Raw genomic sequence first — 15585 nt, 5'->3', positions numbered from 1 at the left:
CGCGGGGTGGAGCAGCCCGGTAGCTCGTCAGGCTCATAACCTGAAGGTCGCAGGTTCAAATCCTGCCCCCGCAACCACTTCTTGTATAAGTCGCTTCTTTGCGAAATATAACAACGCCCTAAATCAAAACACCCCGCTTGGCGAACCTGAGCGGGGTGTTTGTCTTTGCTGTAGCCTTGTTTGGTAAAGGCGTGTGGGTTTGAGGAGAGGTCTCAGACCTTTATACCGAACAGTTTTTGCGCATTCCGGAAGGCAATTTTTTCCTTGGCTTCACGGGGCAGATCCACTGCCTTAAACCAGTCGGTTCCCTGCTTCATGTCTGCAAACGGATAATCGGTTCCAAACATCACACGATCCACACTGATGTATTTCAACAAAAGATGAAGCAGTTCATCCTGGAAAAATGCGCTGGTCGTGTACCAGAAATTGTCATTGAAGTACTGGCCGATGGGCTTGTTCAGTGAGCCTTCGGTCACGTCGCCCAAATCTTCGACGATACGCTCAAAGAAGAACGGAAGGCCTTCTCCCATATGGCCGATGATCATTTGCAGTTTGGGGAACCTGTCGAACGTTCCTGTCATGATCAGTCGAAGACATTGCGTAAGCACCTCCTGATGCCAACCATATCCGGAACCACTGAGAATATAGTCCTGATATTCGTCATTATATCCTGGCCGCATGATGCGGTAGTAAATGTCGAAGACTTCCTTGGGCGGGAAACCCGGATGCAGGTATATCGGGACATCAAGTGCCTCGGCCCGCGCCAGAAGGGGTTCAAAATCGGGATGGTCGAGAAACTTTTTGCCGATGAAGCCATTGGTCATGGCGCCGACAAAGCCATCTTCGCGAACGGCGCGTTCCAGTTCGTCGGCTGATGCGGCCGGGTCCTGTAGCGGCAGGGTTGCATAGGCCTGGAACCGCCCCGGATAGGTGACCATCGGGCCTGTGGCAATCATCTTGTTGAGGCGATAGGCAAAATCGATGCCTTCCTGACCAGCGAGATCCTGCACACCGGGTGTATGTGCCGAGAGGATCTGCATATTGATCCCTGCCTGATCCATGTCACCGATGCGGCCGGGGCCAAGTTCGGCAAGACCGGTTTCCCTGAGATATTCCACGTGATCATCGTTAATCGCATTCAGCGCGATCAGTTCGTCGGTGGTATAGGTCTCTTCGGTGGCGATAAAGGGCAGGTCCTGGTCTCGCAAGGCAATGGTCGATTTTACTGCCGCAGTGGTGTTGGCGGCATTGGCGGGTGCGGCCAATCCGGCACCAACACCAATGGCCGCAGCACCACTTAGAAAGCTGCGGCGTCCTATTGCTAGGTTCCCTTGGTGATTTTCGGTCGGTTTCATATCAATTTCTACTCCGCTATTACGTTGTGTGGTTCGGGGGCTTTCGTCATCATCGTTCTTGGGATCGAACATTGGTGACGGCAGCCCGGTAGGCCTAAAACCAATGGAAAGGGCAGGCGCTTCACTCAGACGGCCTTGTGTGGATCGACTTATGCGCGTCCACGTCTGGGCAAATATCGGATCAACAGGCAAAAGGCCTGCTATTGCTGGGGGTGGGGGCAGATCGCAACATCGTCGCGCGGGATAAAAGACAAGCTGTTTTTCAGCCGCTCAACCGCGTCGGGCTAAGCGGGACACCCTATTTAGGTTTGGCACCTAGGGCAGATAGATCACAGGTGTCAGCCATCCCTTTTCCTGCATCACTTTGATGCCTTCCAATACCGGTCCAGCAGCCAGAAACCACATCGCATCGCGCGTCGTGGTTAAAAACAGTGACGGCTTGCACAGCAGTGTTTCTTTATCCCGCCAGCGAAACCAGGTCGGCCGAAAACGCGGCACAGTATTGGTATAGCGCAGGAATGCCTTGCCAAAGCGTTCTGATAACAGCACCTCTTCTTGCAAGACCACATTGCGAAACACCATCCAGCACACGCCCGCAAACAAACTGGCGAGCACGATGCTGCCGGTCTGGGCTCCGACACCAAACGCCCCGATTATGCTGAAGAGATAAAGTGGATTACGGCAGCTTGAATAAGGCCCGGTGGTGACAAGCTCTGTGTTCTTGCGCCCGCCGATATAAAGGGAGCACCAGCCACGTCCGATGATGCATACGTAAATCGCAAATAGCCCAACGGCTTCGATCATGTCGTGAAGCGCGCTCTGCCGATCGGTCAAGGACCGAGATCCGGCAACGAGTACCAGAAGAACCACAACACCAAGCCGAAGAATACGTTTTCTTCGGCGCTGTATGGTTCGCATGCCGGCGTCATCCGGGGGCGTTCCCGACACCGCATTACCGGCAAAACGGAGTGCTGTAGGGGGGATCATAAAGTTCACTCTTGCCACAAATCAAACTGCGGTAACTTCTATCGTTAACAGGTTGATTGTGGCGTCCAGTGCTTCACATCCGGTCGTTCGGTTGCAAACTCAAACTTACTCACTCCCCCTCAACCACCCCATCGACAACACCAGCCTCCATCAGCTCTGCCACCTCCGGGAACCAGATCCCGGAATGCGGGGCGAGGAAGACTTGCTTAAGGAAACTCTCGGCAATGCCCTGGCTGCGATAGAAGGTGATTTCCTTTTCCTGCTGGCCCTTGATGTCATAAAGCGGGACGGGGTAGTCGAGATCGATCTTGTATTGATGAAAGCCCAGCCGGGCGTTCGGGCCAAGGTAACGCTTGGCGCCACCGATAAAGGCGGTTGTGCAGGCGGAACTGCAGGCCTCATAAACATAGGTGTCCAAGCCCCGATCGCGGATCAGCAAGCCGACACCGCGCCCCTCATAGACATGCCCGCCATCACTATGCAGGACGATGCCGGTGATACCCGGATTTTGATCGAGCAAGGCGGCCAAGCGCTGCGCCATGCCAAGGGTAAAGGTGCCAGTGATGTAAATGCGGGTGTTATCGGGGCTGAGGGTCAGCGCATACTGGCTGGCGCGGGCATCTTCAAGCTCGGTCAGGTTGACCGGAATAAACCGCTCCGGGGCAAGGGCGCGGAAGGAGGCCGCGATGCTGAGTACGGTAAAGACCAGACAAAGCCCGATCACCCCATAACTCACAACGGTCCAGATATTGGCAAGAATGCTCGATTGAAGTTGGGTAGCACGCAGCACCCCAACCACCTGCCAGACAAAAACAACGCCATGAAAAAGAAGGATAAACGCAACCGTCGCGATCAGCGCGGGGATGCGATCAGAGATGTAGGGCGGGAGCGTATAGCGATCTGCAAACAGGATCAGAGCACGGATCAGGATCAGGTTGACGCACAACGCGAATAACAGCGGGTGTTTTCCCTGCCAGTGATCCCGGATGTATGCCAATCGATCTTTCCCTAAGAAATTTCAGATCCTTTTTCCACGATACAATTTTATTGCTGCTTCGAATAGCACAGTGCGGCTTTTGGGGAGAAGGGCTGAAACGAAAAATATCAAGTATGGATATGATAAGGGAGCCAGATACTGCTTCAGTCGAGGGAACAAAAAAAGAGAGCAAAAATAACTCTGTCCCCTTTCTGCAAATAATTGTTATTTGGTGGAGGTGAGGTTAGATCGCAATATTAAGTCAAAAAGCTACCAATCGAGGCCTTTCCAGAGACCTTGCCGTCAAAATGATTTGTCATCACCGTTTCAAAAGTATTTTGTACGTTGTTGGGAGTATCCGGTCTTGCGTGCTGAAAGAGCACTGCGTCGTGCATTGGCAGCAATATCTCAACATCGTCGTGTTTAGATACTTCAATGATTGTTTTCTTAAATATCAAAGAGCCTTCACCTTGAACAAGTTGACTGATTGCGGAAAGCTGTTCCTTCTTGGTGGCTTCATCGCCTTTCTTATAGAATCGATTTCCACTCGAAGTTGATACAAAGCCAAATTGTTCAAAGTTTCGCAAAGCCTCAGTTTTCCATGCTTCATAGCGTGTAAACCCCTTGAAGGCTGCTCTAACAACTTTCCGGTCAATGCCATGCTGAGCGGCAACAATAGTTAAGTTCTGACGTTTCATCCCGTAGGCGTATGCAAGGAAAAGAATTTTTGCTGCCTTACGAGTTCCCTGTCCTTCCAATTGATCCGTACAAAAAGAAGCGTACATGTCAGCTTTAGCGTAAAGTTTCAATAACTCAGGATCGTCGGACAAAGCCGCCATGATTCCAACTTCAAACTGCCCATAATCTACGTAGCATAACTGTTGTCCGGCATTGGGGATGATAATATCGCGGTAGCGTTTTGCTAAGTTTTGCAGCGAAGGGTTTCTGGTTATAATTCGAGAAGTTCTGCTGCCAAAAACATCGTATAGAGGATGAACTTTATCATCTCGCAAAGCGATCGATTTTAAAATAGTACGAGAGTTGTCAATCTTCCTTAATTTCAAGACCATCTCAGAGTAGTCTCGGATATTGGGGTGATAGTTCGTTATGAAATCTATAGAGTAAGATGAAATATCTACATTTTTTTTAGCCGCATGGTTAATGATTTCTTCATCAGAGGGAACCTCAAGGTAAGTATTGTACTTATCTGAGAACTCCTGAAGCTCGCAGTAATATTGATGATCTGCTTCTGAGCGGTAATCCGTAAGTCGATCATTCGAAATTGAAACGCCGCGAGCTCCAGAGGTTTGAACGACGTTCATGCAAGGAACTTCTATGTTCAGAAATCGTTCAAAATCACCGGTGATAAATGAACGGCGTACCAACTCGATATAGTACAGGCTCATGAGTTCGTGAAATTTATGTACTGTTTCTAGTTGAACAGGTGCCTCTTTATAAAAAGCCTTTTTATACTTCGATACTGTCTCATGTTCCCGTGGTGCGAAGCGGTTAACATAGTTTATGACGTCAAGTTTCTCGCGGTCTTTACGAGTTTTGGGATCTCTCGAAGTGCTGCTGCGAAGTTCATCAAGGTCAATCACCCTTTTCGGCAATTTCCCGCACTGATTGTAGATGTCTTGAGCTATGAGCCAATAATCGTGCGTGATTATTAAGCCTTGAAGGTCTTGGATGTTCGTTGCGTCAATTTCCCCAAAGTAATTTTCTGACGTAATAAAAAAAAGAGATTTATCACTCTCTGAGTAGTCTTTGATGAATGTTAAGATGTGATATGGCATGCTACGAATAGTCTTTGATATCTGCGTAAAGATCTGAAAGTGTAGGGCGTTCTGGCTCGGAGATAGCTACACCATCGCTACGGAAATACTTTATGGACTTTTCTATTGTTCGAAGTAGCTTTATCGGTACTTTTCCATGAAGTTTTCTCTTGTGTGTCGGTGACAATATACTAGCCGTCATTAGAAAATAGCGTTGAGTTTGATACGGCCAAGAATCATCGTATGCATCTAGTAGTTGTTCTATGATTTCTTTTGACCCGGTGGCGTGAAGCCAAATTAAAACTCCCGAAATTTCTCCACAATACTTGGTAGATATAACAAGGTTTTTAGCTAATTCGTCTAGGTCGTCACGCTGAAACTTATGTGAGGCGAGAAGTATCCACAGCCAGTAGTTTTGCCAATCATGAATTGCGGTGCTTCTATCCACAAGTATATCAGAAATTTTATCCAAAGAGCTTTTATCCGGTGACAATACTTGAATCAGCGAGCAGAGTTGGTCTGTCGAAACAGCGTCTGTCTTTAAGCTGCTAATAGCATAATCAATTAGTTGGCTCGCAGTAGAGCTTTTCACATCAAACATATTGGCTGCTATTATCTGGCTAAGTCTGTTAACCGCAAATCTAAATGAACGTGATTGTGTTTCTCCATGTTCTAGAGAATTCTCTATTATTAGAATAATATATTCGATGGATCGAATAAATACCCTTCGACTTTTAGATCTCCACATATTCTCTACTGAAGATACAAGAGAATTTCTTGATGGAAAAAATTCCACTATTTGATTATGGTCGGCGTCGTGAGCGAGAATATTTGTCTTCGTAGCATTGATATTCATACCAATATCCCGAAGAAGTGTGATTAATTTCTGTAATGCTTTTCTTGCTTCAAGCTCATTGTCAGAAATGATTCTGATGTCGTCGACGTAACGATAGTAGTTGTATCCCAGATCTTGCATTCCGTGATCTACATGAGACAGTAACACGTTTGATAGGAATGAAGAGGCGTCTCTGTTCTGCGGTAAGCCAAAATCGCCAGAGTATGTCCAATTGCTGAGTAAATTTTGTAAAGATTGAATTGCAGAACGTACCTGTCCTTTGATATATCCGTCAGTAGTCGATTTATGAAGAATGCTTAAAAGAGCTTCAATTAATTGATCACGCGATATGTTTTCAAAGAAGTTACTTATATCAGTTGCAACTAGGTACTTTTTTCTGCGGACAAAAGTGTAGGTGAAACCTTCGAAATCGAGCCATTTGTTGATTTTATTACAAAACAAATATTTCGTTTCAGGCTCTCTTCGATTGTATCGGTAGCTAAGGACTCTGGGCGAAAGGCACGAATCAAAGTGAGGCACCAGGAAGGTGCAAATTGCTTGATAAACAAACCGGTCAAAGAAGTCTGTTTCTAATGAATATCTTTCTGCAAAGTTCTTTTTAGGGATGGAGCGCACGCTTCTCTTATCTCCCGTGTATAGTCCTCCCCCAATATTTAAACATTCGAGAATTACATCCATACAGTGCGTAGGGTCTTTGAATAGGTCAATGTAGCCAAGTGTGTCTGCATACCAATCATCCCGCATGTCTTGCTGTAAGTGTTGCAAGACCAGCTTGAAGTTCACTGGAAATCCAAGCGCCTGTCCTGTTTCAAACAAATCGTATTTAGATTGCATTTTCTCAGCCTGCTGAGTTTTCTCAGAGAAGATTTCTGATCCCTGAAATTTTGTTTAGCATTAACTTAATCTACTATTGAGAGATATGTCTCATGGAAAATCTCTTTTATGTGGTTCGAGGTGTCACTCAAGCACAAAAAAACACCCCCGGCCAACGACCGGGGGTGTTCTCTTTCCAGAGCCCTAAAGCTCCAAATCACATCAGGCGATTAGCCCTCACGCCAGATCAAAGCGATCGGCGTTCATGACTTTTACCCAAGCCGCGACGAAGTCCTTGACGAACTTCTCGTGGTTGTCGTCCTGAGCGTAGACTTCGGCGTAGGCGCGCAGGATCGAGTTGGAACCAAACACCAGATCCACGCGGGTGGCGGTGTATTTGGTTTCGCCGGACTTGCGATCAACGATGTTGTACAGGTTGTTGCCCGCCGGTTTCCAGCTGTAGCCCATGTCGGTCAGGTTGACGAAGAAGTCGTTCGAGAGAACGCCAACGCGGTCGGTGAAGACACCGTGTTTGGTGCCGCCATGGTTGGTGCCAAGGGCCCGCATACCACCGATCAGGCAGGTCATTTCATGGGCGGTCAGGCCCATGAGCTGTGCACGGTCCAGCAGCATTTCTTCCGGTGAGACGACATAGTCCTTTTTCGACCAGTTGCGGAAACCATCGGCCAACGGTTCGAGGACATCGAAGCTGTCCGCGTCGGTCATTTCGTCCGTCGCGTCACCCCGGCCCGGTGCGAACGGGACGGTGATGTTAACCCCGGCATCTTTCGCGGCCTTTTCAACCGCAGCCGTACCGGCGAGCACGATGAGATCGGCAATCGAGACTTTCTTGGCAAGGCCAGCCTGGAAGTCTTCGAGTGCCTTGAGGACTTTCGCAAGGCGTGCGGGTTCGTTGCCTTCCCAGTCCTTCTGCGGGGCCAAGCGAATACGTGCGCCATTGGCACCACCACGGCGGTCCGACCCACGGAAGGTGCGGGCAGAGTCCCACGCGGTGTTGATCAGATCGGTCGCGGAGACGCCAAGACCCAGCAGCTTGGATTTGAGATCGGCGATCTCGGAGTCCGAGAGGGTATAATCAACTGACGGGATCGGATCCTGCCAGATCAGGTCTTCTTTCGGGACATCCGGGCCGAGATAGCAGGCCTTCGGGCCCATATCACGGTGGGTCAGTTTGAACCATGCACGGGCAAAGCAGTCGGAGAAATAGTCAAAGTCATTATTGAATTTCTCGATGATGGCGCGATAGGTCGGGTCCATCTTCATCGCCATGTCGGCATCGGTCATGATCGGCATGCGGCGGATCGACGGATCTTCGACGTCAACCGGCATGTCTTCTTCTTTGATGCCGATCGGTTCCCACTGGTTGGCACCGGCCGGGCTTTTCTTAAGCTCCCACTCATAACCCAGCAGCAGCTTGCAATAGCCGTTATCCCACTTGGTCGGGTGGGTGGTCCAGGCACCTTCGATGCCAGACGTCACGGTATCGCGGCCAATGCCACGCTTGGTGTGGTTCATCCAGCCAAAGCCCTGTTCATGGACATCGGCGGCTTCGGGTTCGGCTTCCAGCAGGGATGCATCGCCATTGCCGTGTGTTTTACCAACCGTGTGACCACCAACCGTAAGCGCGGCGGTTTCTTCGTCATCCATTGCCATACGGGCAAAGGTTTCACGCACCTGGGCTGCGGTCTTGAGCGGGTCGGGCTGACCATTGACCCCTTCCGGGTTCACATAGATCAGGCCCATTTGGACTGCTGCCAGCGGGTTTTCCATGGTGTCAGGCTTGGAGACATCTTCATAACGATTGTCAGATGGTGCCAGCCATTCGCGCTCAGCCCCCCAATAGGTGTCCTTTTCCGGGTGCCAGATATCTTCACGGCCACCGGCAAAGCCAAAGACCTTAAGACCCATCGACTCATAAGCCATGGTGCCGGCCAGAATGATCAGGTCGGCCCAGGAAAGCTTGTTGCCGTATTTCTTTTTGATCGGCCAGAGAAGACGGCGCGCCTTATCAAGGTTGGTGTTATCGGGCCAGGAGTTCAGCGGGGCGAAACGAAGGTTGCCCTTGCCGCCGCCACCACGGCCATCGGCCAAGCGGTACGACCCGGCAGAGTGCCAAGCCATACGGATCATCAGACCGCCATAGTGGCCCCAGTCGGCCGGCCACCAGTCCTGGCTGTCGGTCATGAGATTTTTGATGTCGGTCTTGACCGCTTCAAGGTCGAGCTTTTTGAATTCTTCGGCATAGTTGAAGTCTTCACCATAGGGGTTCACCTTGGTGTCGTGCTGGTGAAGAATGTCGAGATTAAGCGTCTTTGGCCACCAGTCGCTTACTGATTTGCCCGTCTCGGTCATGCCACCATGCATTACCGGACATTTCCCTGCGGTATGTTTTCCGTCCATTTTTTCTCTCTCCGTCGTGGCTGAGATGTTTTAAACAGCTCCTGGACCCGTATCGCGTGTATCGCGCGGTCGTGGGACGCGTTGATGTGTTGCGTCCGTTTGTTGTTTCTCCCTGACCTAGTTTAACCAAAACCAGCACCATGAAACCAGAAGTTATACGTGACGGTTTCATGTTGAAGGTAATCATCAACTCAGGGATCGCAATGCGACACGGGGTAATCAATTTTGCGCAACGGGTTTCCCATCGCTTTGAGAAGGCTAACAACGATACAGGTAATAGGGGAAATAGTTATTTCATGTGTTTTCGATAGTTTTTATCGATGAATTGATTTGGGGTGGTGAAATTGCCGGTTTTGGCCGGGGGCGGTTGGGGTCGTGACATTTGCAATCAGTCGGGTAGACTGTGTTCGAGTTCACAGTCTTAAGACCTCAAACATGCGGGGTTTTCCTGATCCCGCATGTTACGCGCCCACCACACTGCCCCGATGCAGCCCCACAGAAAGCGGAAATCCCCATATGTCTCATTCTTCAAAAGGTGCCATCTATATGGCGGCAGCGGCCAATTTGCTGATTGCTGTCGCCAAGTTTGGCGGGGCGGCGATTACCGGATCGGCCGCGATGATGTCGGAAGGCATTCATTCGCTTGTCGATACCGGCAATCAGGGGCTTTTGCTTTTGGGCTTGAAGCTTTCAACCCGTGAACCCGATGAACGGCATCCGCTGGGCTATGGCAAGGAAACCTATTTCTGGTCGTTTCTGGTGGCGGTGATGATTTTCGGACTGGGGGCCGGCGTTTCGATCTGGGAAGGCGTGGACAAGGTCATTCATCCGCATGCGCTTGATGTACATGTGGTGGCAACATTTGGCGGGTTTGATTTCCGCACCTATCACGTGGTGTTTTCGATCCTGGTCATCGCGATTGTGCTTGAGGGCTTGGCGTTTCGCACGGCCTATATCACCTTCCGGGCACAGCATCCGAATGTGCCGCTGATCAAGGCGGTGCGTAGCAGCAAGGACCCGACCGTTTTTGTCATCCTGTTTGAGGATTCAGCAGCGCTTTTGGGGCTTGTTGTCGCCTGCGTCGGGATTGCGGCCGCCTATTTGCTTGAAATGCCGGTGCTTGATGGTTTCGCATCGGTGATGATCGGGCTTATTCTGGCGGTGACGGCCTTTATGCTAGCGGTTGAGTGCAAGGGGCTTTTGATCGGTGAAAGTGCCAACAGCCAAAGCCGCAAGAAGATCAATGACATGGTTGCCGCCATTCCCGGCATTCTTAAGGTCAACGAGATCATTACCCTGCATCACGGGCCAAAAAGCCTGATTGTGTGTGTCAGTGTTGATTTCGAAGATACGGTCACATCGGTCGCATTGGAGGCCGCCGTATCGCGGCTTGAAAGTGATATTCGCGCCGAAATTCCCGAAGTATCGAAAGTGTTTATCGAAGCACAGAACTGGCGCGCCCATCAGAAGCTTCTTGATGAATTGGGTAGTGGCCCCGATGCCGCCCCCTTAACCCACCCGGCCTAACGCGACGGTGCTATTGGTGTGTGCGCTGGTTGCGGTTGAACTGGCGTGCGCGAAATAGTATGAGGAATAAAACCAATAAGGAATTTCACGGGAAGGGATGCGTTCGAACATGACTAAAAAGATCTTCCCGAGCTGGATCGCGGTTGATTGGGGGACGTCAAATCTGCGCCTTTGGGCGATGGATGATACCGCGAACATCCTTGGTTCGGCGGAAAGTCCGCTGGGCATGAATGCGATTGCAGGCGACGCCAAACTTTCGTTCGAGGCGGTCCTGATCGACCTGATCGAAGACTGGCTTGGCGGTGACCGGGCAAAGCTGCCGGTGGTGATTTGTGGCATGGCCGGCGCCAAGCAGGGCTGGATCGAGGCACCATATTGCGATGTGCCGGCACGGCCATCCGATCTGGCCAAGGGGGCGGTAACACCAAATGTGAGCGATCCTCGCATTTCTGTTTTTATCCTGCCGGGGCTTTGTCAGCGCGGTGACCCAGATGTCATGCGCGGCGAGGAGACCCAGCTTGTTGGCTTTATGGCGCAAAACCCGGACTTTTCCGGCTGGGTCTGTTTGCCCGGTACTCATTCGAAATGGGCACAGGTTGGCGATGGCGTGATCAAGGCGTTTCGCACCTATATGAGTGGCGAGGTATTTGCCCTGCTTTCGCAGCAATCCATCCTGCGTCATTCGGTCGATGATGCCTGGGACAATGCTGCCTTTGCCGATGCCGTGCGCAAGGCATCCGAACAGCCAACCGCCTTCCTGCACAGCCTGTTTACCGTGCGGGCCGGGGCGTTGGTGGCAAAGGGGGATGCATCTGTTGCGCCGGGGGCAGCGGTTTTATCGGGCACGGTCATCGGGGCCGAGATTGCCGATGTTTTAAGTCGCCTTGCACCGGGGGATGACATTGCCCTGATCGGGGCGGGCAAGCTGGCATCACTTTATCAGGCGGCCTTGGCGGTTCATAACCACAAGGCAACGCCGCAGGACGGGGCTGCGATTACGCTTGCCGGGCTGTCGCGTGCCCATGACGTTGTGACAGGCTAAATCCCGATCTATTCAGGCCCCGGATGCATGACATGCAAGCGGGCTTAACAAACAGGAAGACAGTTATGGCTTATCCGACATCCGTCAATGACCAGATCACCGATAGCGCCTCAGGGGCCGGGCACCGCAAACTGATCGCGATCCTGCGCGGCGTGCAGCCCCACGAGGCCGTTGATATGGCGCGCGCGCTTGTCTATGCCGGGATCACGATGATCGAGGTGCCGCTCAATTCCCCTGAACCGCTTAAAAGCATTTCTGCCATGAAAGAGGCGGTCGGGAATGCCGCGATGATCGGGGCGGGCACGGTTTTGACAACCGATGACGTTGCCAATGTGAAGGCGGCGAACGGTGAATTCGTCGTATCGCCAAACTGCGATGTCGAGGTGATCGCCAAAACCAAGGAACTTGGTATGGGCTCCTGGCCCGGTGTTTTGACGCCCACCGAATGCTTTGCCGCGATCAAGGCCGGGGCAGACGGGCTTAAGATTTTCCCGGCCAGCATCATCGGCGCTGAGGGCATCAAGGCAATGCGTGCTGTCCTGCCAAAAGATGTGCCGGTTTATGCCGTTGGCGGTGTCGGCCCGGATGATTTTAGCGTCTATGCCAAGGCGGGCTGTGATGGTTTCGGCCTTGGTTCGGGCATCTATAAGCCCGGCATGACGGCGGGCGATGTCTCAAAGGCGGCCGTTGCCTATGTCCGCGCGCATGATGCGGTGTTTGGCTGAAGGGCCCGTTCCGGAAGATTCGGTTTTGAAATAATTCCAAATTATGGAAGTGCGTTTGACCCTTGGGGGCGTGCGGGCTAAATTCCTGCCATTGTCTGAATTCCTGAACATGGGAGGATCCATTGGATCTTGGAATTAAGGGCCGCAAGGCCATCGTTTGTGCCTCATCCAAGGGGCTTGGTCGAGGCTGTGCGATCAAACTGGCCGAAGCCGGTGTTGATCTTGTGCTCAATGCGCGTTCCGAAGGGCCGCTGAACGAAACTGCGGAATATATCCGTGATACTTATGGCGTGAATGTCACAACGGTCGCCTGCGACATCACAACCGAAGAAGGCCGTAACAAGGTTCTGGCGGCTGTCGATGCGCCGGATATTCTTGTTAACAACGCAGGTGGTCCGCCCCCGGGTGTGTGGTCCGACTGGGGTCAGAAGGAATGGGAAGCCGCCGTTCAGTCGAACATGCTGACACCGATCCTGCTTGCGACCGCGGTTCTGCCGGGCATGATTTCGCGCCAGTGGGGCCGGATTGTGAATATCACGTCGGGTTCGGTCAAATCGCCAATCCCGCATCTGGGCCTTTCGAACGGGGCGCGTGCCGGTCTGACCGGCTTTGTTGCCGGGACTTCGCGTCAGGTGGCCAAGGATGGGGTGATTATGAACAACCTCCTGCCGGGCCAGCATGATACCGACCGTATCAATGCGCTGATGACCAACAAATCCAAGGCAGAAGGCATTTCGCTCGAAGAGGCACGCACCAAAACCCAGGCGGGTCTTCCCACGGGACGTTTTGGTGATCCGCTTGATTTCGGGGCGACCTGTGCCTTCATGTGCAGCGAACATGCGAAATTCATGGTCGGGCAGAATGTTCTGCTTGATGGCGGAGCCTTCAACTCCACCATGGGCTGATATGTCGCCTTTCGTCACAGGACGGTCTGCAAACACCCATTTGCTGCGCTTCCGGTGCTCACGTACGTCAAGTACGCTGCGCGCCGGTTCTCACAAACAGGCATTTTCGACACGCCCTGTGACGAAATCCAACATATCACCAAGTGCCCAACACAAAGGGTGGTGCTAGCATGGCGTCATTCACCTTTGTTTATGTACTGCGCGAATGTGATTTCAGGCCGGGGCAGGGCAAGGCCGCTTTGCCCCGGACCTATGTTGGCTGGTCGACCGATGTCGAGGCCAGGCTTGCCACGCATAACAGCGGCAAGGGAGCCAAGACGACGCGCGGGCGCCAGTGGGAACTGGTTTATGTCGAACGGTTCCGCACCTTCGGGCAGGCGATGAGCCGGGAATGGCATCTTAAGCGCGATCGCAAGCTGCGTAAGATGCTGGCAGGTGGATAGGCTGGTTGATTTGGAAACAAATCAGGGCTTGCATCATCGCGCCAAGTGACAGATATGTCCTTGAAATAAACGCATTCAAACTAGGGTACCTCTGATCATGGCATTCGTTCGCAAAAATCCACTGAAACTCAACAATCTGCAGCTGCGCACGCTTGTGCTTGCACAGGTGATTGCCAAGGACCCGAATTCGGGCAAGATTGACGAGGCCACCGGCGAAGCAACGCTTTTGCGTGTCCCCCATGCCCATGGTGATCACGTTCATGTTGGCAAGTTTACCGTGGCCGCCCGTGATGCCAGCGGGTTCGACAACCCGGCTGTCTGGGTCGCACTTGCCCGTAAGGGGCTGGTCAAGGAAGGCTATCCGGCCAGCATCGTTCTGACCAAGGAAGGCATGGAATATGATACCGGCCTTGGCGATCATTTCCTGGAAGAAAGCGATCACTAGGATCGGTTGATAGCGATACCGACCTGAGACGAAAAAGCCCTGCATTTGCAGGGCTTTTGTTTTGGCAATGACGTGCCTTTTTAGTCGACCCGGATGAATTTTCCGTCCTGGATGGCCACGAAATAGATGTTGCGATTGCCATCGCCAAAGGCATCAAACACCAGTTCCTGATGCAGCCCCTGTTGCGGCGGCAGATTGGTCAGCGCATCGGCAAGCGATTGATCCGGGTGCTTGGTACGGAGTGCGGCAAACAGAACGGTCGCCGCGTCATAGCCCAGAACCGCGGTATAGCCGGGCTGACGACCGAACATTTCGTTGAATGCGGCGACAAATTTCTGGAAGCGCGGGTTGGTGTCATAGCGGTCATAGGCCTGTGCCAGTTCCACGCCTTCGACCGCCTCGCCACCGACCTCGATCAGGGCCTGTGAACCCGCCCATTCTGAGACAGCAAGCGGAACGCTTGATGACAGCTTGCGGATTTCTTGGGCCATCATCGCACTGTCTGTGCTGTTGGTGATCAGAACGATCGCGTCGGGATCGTCGGCCAACAATTGGGCTGCTGCTTCGGCGTGGGTGATATTGTCGGTATTGATCCAGATTTTGGAGATGACCCGCCCGTCAAGGGCATCAAGTTCCAGAAGGAACTCGCGATACCAGCTGTCAGTAAAGGCCTGGTTCTGGCCATCAAGGGCAAGGGCGACCCGTTCATAGCCCTGATCGATATAGCGACGGGCATAGGCGCGCGCATTTTCACGCGTCGTGGTGTTCATGCGAAACAGGTTGTCACGAAAACCGGCAAAGTCGGCCGCAGAGACCGTAGGCGAAATGGTCACGACACCCAATTCATTGATCACCGGCAGCATCGCCATGCCGATCGAACTGATGATCGGGCCGACAATCGCATCAACGCCAAGACGCTTGAGCTCGCGCACGTGATTTTGGGCCACTTCCGGGGTTTTCAGATCATCACGCGGAATGATTTCCACCATGCGACCATTGATGCCGCCATCGGTATTGACCTGTTGGGCGGCCAGTTTCAACGCATCAAGCGCGTCCGTTCCGGCATCCGATCCGGGGCCGGACAGGCCGGCAATGAAACCGATTTTGATCGGGCCTGATTGATCACAGGCAACCAGCAAGAAGCATCCGACAAAGACAGAGCACAGAAACCTGATGGACCGCATTTTATTCCTTGCAGTTTTTCTTGATCGGCCCGATAGGCTGGCCCTTTGTTATTGCCTTATCCTGTCATGATCGTCAGCGACAAGGCGACAAATCCGATATGGCAGTTCCCCGAATGTGTTTCAAGCGGTTG

The 15585-nt window shown here is 52.2% G+C and carries 13 protein-coding genes and 1 tRNA gene; 7 read left to right on the top strand and 7 right to left on the bottom strand.

What is annotated here, in order from left to right; genetic code table 11:
* Positions 1-77: transfer RNA gene (locus WBY09_RS14060), tRNA-Met, on the top strand.
* 135 nt (positions 78-212) lie between these two features.
* On the opposite strand, the gene WBY09_RS14055 is transcribed toward WBY09_RS14060, so the two are convergent.
* From WBY09_RS14055 to katG, 6 genes are all read right to left on the bottom strand, one after another.
* Positions 213-1355, bottom strand: coding sequence for an amidohydrolase family protein (locus WBY09_RS14055; protein WP_197147104.1), 1143 nt, complete (start codon positions 1353-1355; stop codon positions 213-215).
* A gap of 315 nt (positions 1356-1670) precedes the next feature.
* Positions 1671-2189 carry a methyltransferase family protein gene (locus WBY09_RS14050; protein WP_336233053.1) on the bottom strand — a complete coding sequence of 173 codons (519 nt, stop codon included), beginning with the start codon at positions 2187-2189 and terminating at the stop codon, positions 1671-1673.
* A 262-nt stretch (positions 2190-2451) separates the two neighbouring features.
* Entirely contained in the window at positions 2452-3339 is an 888-nt protein-coding gene (locus WBY09_RS14045; protein WP_336233052.1) for a hypothetical protein, read from the bottom strand.
* A 236-nt stretch (positions 3340-3575) separates the two neighbouring features.
* Positions 3576-5114, bottom strand: a complete 1539-nt coding sequence (locus WBY09_RS14040; RefSeq protein WP_336233051.1) for a DNA polymerase — start codon at positions 5112-5114, stop codon at positions 3576-3578.
* Position 5115: 1 nt separating this feature from the next.
* Complete coding sequence (locus WBY09_RS14035) at positions 5116-6783, bottom strand: RNA-directed DNA polymerase (protein ID WP_336233050.1); 1668 nt, start codon at positions 6781-6783, stop codon at positions 5116-5118.
* Between the two features lie 216 nt (positions 6784-6999).
* Positions 7000-9183 carry a catalase/peroxidase HPI gene (gene katG, locus WBY09_RS14030; protein WP_336233049.1) on the bottom strand — a complete coding sequence of 728 codons (2184 nt, stop codon included), beginning with the start codon at positions 9181-9183 and terminating at the stop codon, positions 7000-7002.
* Positions 9184-9699: 516 nt separating this feature from the next.
* Between katG and WBY09_RS14025 the strand changes: the two genes are divergently transcribed.
* The 6 genes from WBY09_RS14025 to WBY09_RS14000 all read left to right on the top strand — a co-directional run bounded on the left by WBY09_RS14025 (position 9700) and on the right by WBY09_RS14000 (position 14270).
* Positions 9700-10710, top strand: a complete 1011-nt coding sequence (locus tag WBY09_RS14025; RefSeq protein WP_336233048.1) for a cation diffusion facilitator family transporter — start codon at positions 9700-9702, stop codon at positions 10708-10710.
* A gap of 109 nt (positions 10711-10819) precedes the next feature.
* The gene (locus WBY09_RS14020) at positions 10820-11752 is read left to right on the top strand and encodes a 2-dehydro-3-deoxygalactonokinase (RefSeq protein WP_336233047.1); all 933 of its coding nucleotides are present in this window, start codon (positions 10820-10822) and stop codon (positions 11750-11752) included.
* 65 nt (positions 11753-11817) lie between these two features.
* A complete protein-coding gene (locus tag WBY09_RS14015) occupies positions 11818-12477 on the top strand; it encodes a 2-dehydro-3-deoxy-6-phosphogalactonate aldolase (RefSeq protein ID WP_336233046.1) in 660 nt (219 codons plus the stop codon).
* Positions 12478-12599: 122 nt separating this feature from the next.
* On the top strand, positions 12600-13382 hold the full coding sequence (locus WBY09_RS14010) for an SDR family oxidoreductase (RefSeq protein WP_008890444.1): 783 nt from the start codon (positions 12600-12602) through the stop codon (positions 13380-13382).
* 170 nt (positions 13383-13552) lie between these two features.
* Positions 13553-13825: a GIY-YIG nuclease family protein gene (locus tag WBY09_RS14005; protein WP_296989011.1), complete on the top strand. Its 273-nt coding sequence runs from the start codon at positions 13553-13555 to the stop codon at positions 13823-13825.
* Between the two features lie 97 nt (positions 13826-13922).
* A complete protein-coding gene (locus WBY09_RS14000) occupies positions 13923-14270 on the top strand; it encodes a hypothetical protein (protein WP_008890446.1) in 348 nt (115 codons plus the stop codon).
* Positions 14271-14350: 80 nt separating this feature from the next.
* Here the strand turns inward: WBY09_RS14000 and WBY09_RS13995 are convergent, their stop codons facing one another.
* Positions 14351-15454: an ABC transporter substrate-binding protein gene (locus tag WBY09_RS13995; protein ID WP_336233045.1), complete on the bottom strand. Its 1104-nt coding sequence runs from the start codon at positions 15452-15454 to the stop codon at positions 14351-14353.
* Positions 15455-15585 lie beyond the last annotated feature (131 nt).

Source organism: Thalassospira sp. CH_XMU1458 (assembly GCF_037027205.1).
GTDB lineage: Bacteria > Pseudomonadota > Alphaproteobacteria > Rhodospirillales > Thalassospiraceae > Thalassospira > Thalassospira tepidiphila.
Note: the sequence above shows the minus strand (reverse complement) of the source record. Positions and strands in the feature narration are given on the sequence as shown.